This is a genomic window from Delftia sp. (assembly GCF_059499305.1).
Genome location: NZ_JCABYI010000023.1, coordinates 46161 through 52365, shown reverse-complemented (window position 1 = coordinate 52365; position 6205 = coordinate 46161). Strand labels below are relative to the sequence as shown.

The following is a 6205-nucleotide window of genomic DNA, read 5'->3' as shown; positions in this document are numbered from 1 at the left end:
TGAGCACGGTGCGCGAGCCGGTGACGATCTTGCCCTTGACGACGCTGTCGGTGATGCGGGCTGCGGGTTTGCCACTCATGCGAGGCTGCTCCTGGAGAGATGGGGGAGAACGGGAATGCGGATACGGGGAACGCGGTACGGGCTGTCTGCCTTCAGCAGTTGAGCCGGTCCATGGGCGAGAGGATCTGGATGTCGCCGGGCGTGATGCGGATGGTGCTTTCGCCGCAGGTCAGCAGGATTTCCTGCTGGGCTTCGAGCCGGATCTTGGCGGCATTGAGCTGGATGCTTTGTCCATCCATGGTGAGCTGCGAGGCCTTGCCACCTCCGCCTGCACCCCCACCACCGCCGCCATCGCCCCCACCGGGCGCCGTGATGTTCATGGCCATGCCGCCACCGGCGCCACCTCCCGCGCCACCGCCACCGCCACCTCCGCCACCACCGCCCACGGTCAGCGAGTACTGCGAGCCCACTTCGGTGCTTTGCTTGCTGCCGACCTTGACCTGGCGCTCCTGCCCCACGGTGAGGCTCTGGTTCATGCCCACATGGGTCTGCATGGCCACGCCGATGTTTTCCATGTAGTTGACGCCGATGTTCATCATCTTCATCCCACCCACGTTCTGCATGTAGGCCATGCCTATGGTCTGGGTCTTGAGCAGGCCGACCGTGACGTGCCAGTTCTGGCCTATCTTGTCGGTCTCGGTCTTGCCGATGGTCTTGCTGCGGTTCTTGCCGATGGAGATGTTCTCGTCGATGCCAACGTCTTCATTGCGGTTGTCGCCGATGCTGATCTTCTCGTCGTGGTCCACCCGCTCCGTGCGGTTGTTGTGCACGGTGATGGTCTCGTCGCGGTCCACGGTCTCGGTGCGGTCGCGGTGGATGACGCTGGTCTCGTCCCGGTCGATGGTCTTGCGCCGGTCGTTGCCCACCCATTTGTCCTCGTCGTTCTCGACTTCGGTGAGCTGGTCCTTTTGCGCGTGCAGCCACAGCTGTTCGGCGCCCGCCTTGTCCTCGAAGCGGATGGCGTTGGCGTCGCCCTGGCCGTTCTTCATGCCTGACCCCGGGTTGCCATCCTTGCTCGATCGGGTCTTGATGCCCGATTGCGTGGCATTGGCCGGCAGCGCCCAGGGCGGCATGTTGGCCGCGTTGTAGACGCAGCCCGTGACGATGGGATAGTCCGGGTCGCCGTTGAGGAAGTCCACCACCACCTCATGCCCTATGCGGGGGATCGAGATGGCGCCAAAGCCCGGGCCTGCCCAGTTGGTGGCCACGCGGATCCAGCAGCTGGAGTTCTGGTCCTTGCTGCCCAGCCGGTCCCAGTGGAACTGCACCTTGATGCGGCCGTATTCGTCGGTCCAGATTTCTTCTCCGGCCGGGCCCACGACGACGGCGGTCTGCGGGCCCGTGGTGCGCGGCTTGGGCGTGGTGCGCGGCGGCGTGAAGGCCAGGCTGGTGGGCTGAGCCTGCAGTTCGTAGCGCTGGAAGGAGCCGTCTTCGGCGGCGCTGCCCTTGGCGCCCGGGGCCACAGCGCTGACGCGGGGGTTCTCCTTGAGGTGGTAGCTCAGGCCGGTGATCAGGTACTGCCGGTTCTGGTCACCACGCGGGTAGTTGTAGAGGCTGAAGGTGTAGCCCGTGGCCAGCGCCCGGTGGCAGGACTGGCCCCGCACCCGGCTGTGGCCCGTGAGGCCTTGCTTCAGGCGCACGCGGATGTAGGCATCTCCATCGCCGTACTCCGTGTAGCCGCCCGGCCATTCGTAGGTTTCATGGCCGTCGTGCGCATGGCCCGGTGGATCGCGGCGCATGTGGGACAGTTCGGCCCGGGGCTTTTTGAAGTCGTAGTCGTCGATGTAATGGCGGCCCGGCTTGATTTCCTGCTCCAGCTGCCAGGCGTGGATGTTTTCCTGGTCGCCTGCGGCGGCTTTTTCCGGGGGATAGAAGGGAATGGATTCGCCGCCGGGCAATGCGCCATGCGAGGCAATGATGTCGTCGCACAGCACCAGGGTGTGCTGGCCCGATGCGTGCTCGAAGAAATAGTAGATGCCTTCGTGTTCCATCAATCGCGAGACGAAGTCGCAATCGCTTTCGTTGTATTGCACGCAGTAATCCCAACTGCGATAGGCGCGCGTGAGTTTCTTTTGCAGGGGATGGCCATAGACGCCCAATACCTGCTCGATGATGTCGGGCACGTTGAGGTTCTGGAAGATGCGAAAGTCGCTCTTGCGCGTGGCCAGCCACAGCCAGGGGCTCAGGCGCGCCTTGTAGGCGTAGTGGCGGTGGTCCTGGCCCTGCATGCCGAAGCGGGTGACGATGCCGTCGATGAAGCGCCTGCCGCCGCCCTGGGTTTCAATTTCTATGGTGGCGTTTTTTCCCAATAGGGCCTTGGGATCGATGCTTTCGTTTTCGCTGAGCATTTCCACATCGAGGCTGAAGAGCTGGCTGATGTTTTCCTGGCCGCGCAATTCACGGAAATGCAGTTCATCGCCCAATGGCGTATGGATGGTGACTCGGCGTGTCATTGTATGAACCGCCCTGGGGGCGGCCTCCCGTCTCTTGGTGAGCGGGGATCATAGACAAGCCGATGGCTATAGGGCAATCAAATGCAGGGTCAGATACACTCTGTAAATGTAAGCAATTTCCCATCTTGGATACAGGCATGTATTTGAATGGCATGCCACCCATTGATCTTCAATGCCATTCAACCCTCCATCGCGCAATGCATTCGCCTTGAACTGCGAATGCATTGCGCGTGCTCACACTCCCAAATACCGTTCCCACAGCGCTCTGTCCCCATCCAGCGCGGCCGAGTCTCCGCTCCACACGACCTTGCCGCGCTCCAGGATGAGGTGGCGGTCGGCCAGGCCCAGCAGGCGCTCCACGTATTTGTCGATGACCAGGATGGTCTGGCCAGCGGCGCGCAGCTGGGCCAGGCAGGACCAGATCTCTTCGCGGATGCGGGGGGCCAGGCCCTCGGTGGCTTCGTCCAGGATGAGCAGGCGCGGGTTGGTGACCAGGGCGCGGCCTATGGCCAGCATTTGCTGTTCACCGCCCGACAGTTGGTTGCCCATGTTGGAGGCGCGCTCGCCCAGGCGGGGGAACAGCGCGAACACGCGCTCGGGCGTCCAGGGCTGTGCCGCGCCGGGACTGCCCGAATTGCGATGGGCCACAAAGGCCGTCAGGTGCTCGCGCACCGTGAGGTTGGGAAAGCACTGGCGGCCTTCGGGCACGATGGCCACGCCGGCGCGGGCGATGCGGTCGGTGGCCCAGCCGGCGATGTCCTGCCCGGCAAACACCATGCAGCCAGCGCGCAGCGGCAGCTGGCCCAGCAGCGTGCGAAGCAGCGTGGTCTTGCCCATTCCGTTGCGGCCCAGCAGGGTGACGACCTGGCCAGCCTCGATGCGCAGGTCCACGCCGAACAGCACCTGGCTGGGTCCGTAGCCGCTTTGCACGGCCTGCATTTCGAGCATCACGCGCCCTCCTTCACTTCTTCGTCTCCCAGGTAGGCCTGGCGCACATCGGCGTTGCCACGTATCTCGTCGGGCGTGCCGGTGGCGATGATGCGGCCGTAGACCAGCACGGAGATGCGGTCGGCCAGGCGGAACACGGCCTGCATGTCGTGCTCCACCAGCAGCATGGCGGCACGGCCGCGCAGGGACTCGATCAGCTCGGTCAGGCGCAGTGTTTCATCAGGCCCCATGCCGGCCATGGGCTCGTCCAGCAGCAGCACGCCGGGGCGCGCAGCCAGGGCCAGCGCGAATTCCAGCTTGCGCTGCTCGCCATGCGGCAGCGTGCCTGCGGGGCGTTGCAGCAGGCTGGCGTCAATGGCGCATTCGCGCGCCAGCTCGCGGGCCTGCTCATAGAGCGCGGTCTCGGCCGCGCGCGGGCGCCAGAAGCTGAAGCTGCTGCCCGCATGCGCCTGCACGGCCAGCGCCAGGTTGTCCAGCACGCTGGACTGCTTGAAGATGTTGGTGATCTGGAACGACCGCGACAGCCCCGCCGCCACGCGCTGGTGGGCGTTGAGCGCGCTCACGTCGCGCCCGGCCAGTGCCAGGGTGCCGGCGTCGGCCGCCAGCGTGCCCGACAGCAGATGGATGAGCGTGGACTTGCCCGCGCCATTGGGGCCGATCAGCGCATGGATCTCGCCAGGCGCCAGCGACAGCGAGACATGGTCGGTGGCCAGCAGCGCGCCAAAGCGGCGCACCAGGCCCTTGGCCTCCAGGGCCGGGGTGGGGATGGAGATAGGTGTGGCCGCGCCGCTCATGCCTGCCTCCCGCGTGCGGACCACAGGCCCGTCAGGCCGCGTGGCGCGCCGAACACCACGCACAGCAGCAGCAGGCCCAGCGGCAAGTGCCAGTACTCGGTCCACATGCGAAGCACTTCCTCCAGCGTCAGCATGACGACGGCGCCGGCCACGCCGCCCCAGCGCAGGCCCACGCCACCGACCAGCACCATGATCAGCAGGTTGGCCGACTGGGTCCAGTGCATGAGGCTGGGCGAGATGAACAGGTTGTGGTTGGCCAGCAGCGCGCCCGCCAGCCCCGCCACCGCGCCGCTGAGAACGAAGGCCACGAGCTTCAGGCGGTAGACCGGGTAGCCCAGCGACTCCATGCGCGACTCGTTCTCGCGCACGCCCTGCAGCGCCTTGCCGAAGCGCGAATCCACCAGCCGGCCGAACAAGGCCATCAGCACCGCGAACAGCGCCAGCACCACGTAGTAGAAAGAAACGTCGTGGCCCAGGTCCAGCCCGGGCAGCACGGAATGGCCGGGCAGGTTCAGCCCGTCCTCGCCGCCGTACTGGCGCAGCGAGATGAAGATATAGAACAGCATCTGCGCAAAGGCCAGCGTGATCATGATGAAGTACACGCCGCGCGTGCGCAGCGACACGGCGCCCGTGGCGGCGGCCAGCAGCCCGGCCAGCAGCGCGGCGGCAGGCCAGGCGACCAGGGCCGAGGTCACACCGTTCATGGCCAGGATGCCCACCGCGTAGGCCCCCGCACCGAAGAAGGCCGCGTGCCCCAGGGCCACCATGCCGCCATAGCCCAGGATGAGGTTCAGGCTGGTGGCGGCCAGCGCGTAGATCAGCACGCGGCGCACGAAGGAGATGTAGAAGTCCAGCCCCAGCGCCGGAGCCACCAGCGGGAACACCGCCAGCGCCAGCAGCGCGAGCACGGTCCAGAAGAACCGGGCCTGGAACCTGCCTTGCAATGTGCTGTGTTCCATGCTCAGCCTCGCGCAGGGAAAAGGCCGGAAGGACGGTACACCAGCACCACCGCCATCAGCACGTAGATGGAAATCGCCGCCAGCGTGGGCCCCACGCTGGACGCCACGGCCGGGGAGAACACCTGGCGCAGCAGCATGGGCAGGAAGGCCCGCCCCGCCGTATCCACCATGCCCACCAGCAAGGCGCCCACCAGGGCGCCGCGTATGGAGCCTATGCCGCCGATGACGATGCACACCAGCACCAGGATCAGGATGTCCTCGCCCATGCCCACCTGCACCGAGGTGATGGGTCCCAGCAGCGCGCCCGCCACCGCCGCCAGCATGGCGCCCAGCGTGAACACGCCCAGGAACAGCAGCGGCACGCGCACGCCCATCAGCGTGGCCATCTGGCGGTTGGAGGCGCCCGCCCGCACCAGCACGCCGGCGCGCGTGCGCGTCACGAACCAATACAGGCCCAACGCGGCGGCCAGGCCGAAGACGATGATCATCAGCCGATAGGCCGGGTACATGAGATCGGGCAGCAGCTGCACGGGCCCGGACAGCGCGGCCGGCATGTTCAGCATCACGGGCGCCGGGCCCCAGACCATCTTGACCAGGTCATTGGCGATGAGGATGACCGCATAGCTGCCCAGCACCTGGGCCAGGTGGTCGCGCACGGCAAGGCGCCGTATCAGCACCAGCTCCAGCACCACACCCGCCACGCCCGTGGCCACGGCCGCCACCAGCACCGCCGCCGTGAACGAGCCCGTGCGATGCAGGGTCTCGGCCGCCACATAGGCGCCCGCCATGTACAGCGAGCCATGGGCCAGGTTCATGATGTCCATGATGCCGAACACCAGGGTCAGCCCGGCCGCGATCAGAAACAGCATCAGCCCGAACTGCAGGCCATTGAGCAATTGCTCCAAGAGCAGCGTCCACGTCATCCACACGCCCCCTGCCGCAGGCGCATCGGCCCGCGCGCGGTCAACAAATCATCCGGCTTTGAAAATCA

Annotated in this window: 5 protein-coding genes; all 5 read right to left on the bottom strand. The window is 66.2% G+C overall.

Annotated elements, in window-relative coordinates:
* Window positions 1-152: 152 nt before the first annotated feature.
* On the bottom strand, window positions 153-2513 hold the full coding sequence (locus AC5I49_RS14305) for a type VI secretion system Vgr family protein (protein ID WP_495789547.1): 2361 nt from the start codon (window positions 2511-2513) through the stop codon (window positions 153-155).
* 234 nt (window positions 2514-2747) lie between these two features.
* Window positions 2748-3461 (bottom strand): ABC transporter ATP-binding protein, encoded by a 714-nt coding sequence (locus AC5I49_RS14300; protein ID WP_495789546.1) that lies wholly within the window; start codon window positions 3459-3461, stop codon window positions 2748-2750.
* Window positions 3461-4255, bottom strand: coding sequence for an ABC transporter ATP-binding protein (locus AC5I49_RS14295; RefSeq protein WP_495789545.1), 795 nt, complete (start codon window positions 4253-4255; stop codon window positions 3461-3463). The genes AC5I49_RS14300 and AC5I49_RS14295 overlap by 1 nt, the downstream gene beginning before the upstream one ends.
* Window positions 4252-5214, bottom strand: a complete 963-nt coding sequence (locus tag AC5I49_RS14290) for a branched-chain amino acid ABC transporter permease (protein ID WP_070080314.1) — start codon at window positions 5212-5214, stop codon at window positions 4252-4254. The genes AC5I49_RS14295 and AC5I49_RS14290 overlap by 4 nt, the downstream gene beginning before the upstream one ends.
* A gap of 2 nt (window positions 5215-5216) precedes the next feature.
* Window positions 5217-6137: a branched-chain amino acid ABC transporter permease gene (locus tag AC5I49_RS14285; RefSeq protein ID WP_495789544.1), complete on the bottom strand. Its 921-nt coding sequence runs from the start codon at window positions 6135-6137 to the stop codon at window positions 5217-5219.
* Window positions 6138-6205 lie beyond the last annotated feature (68 nt).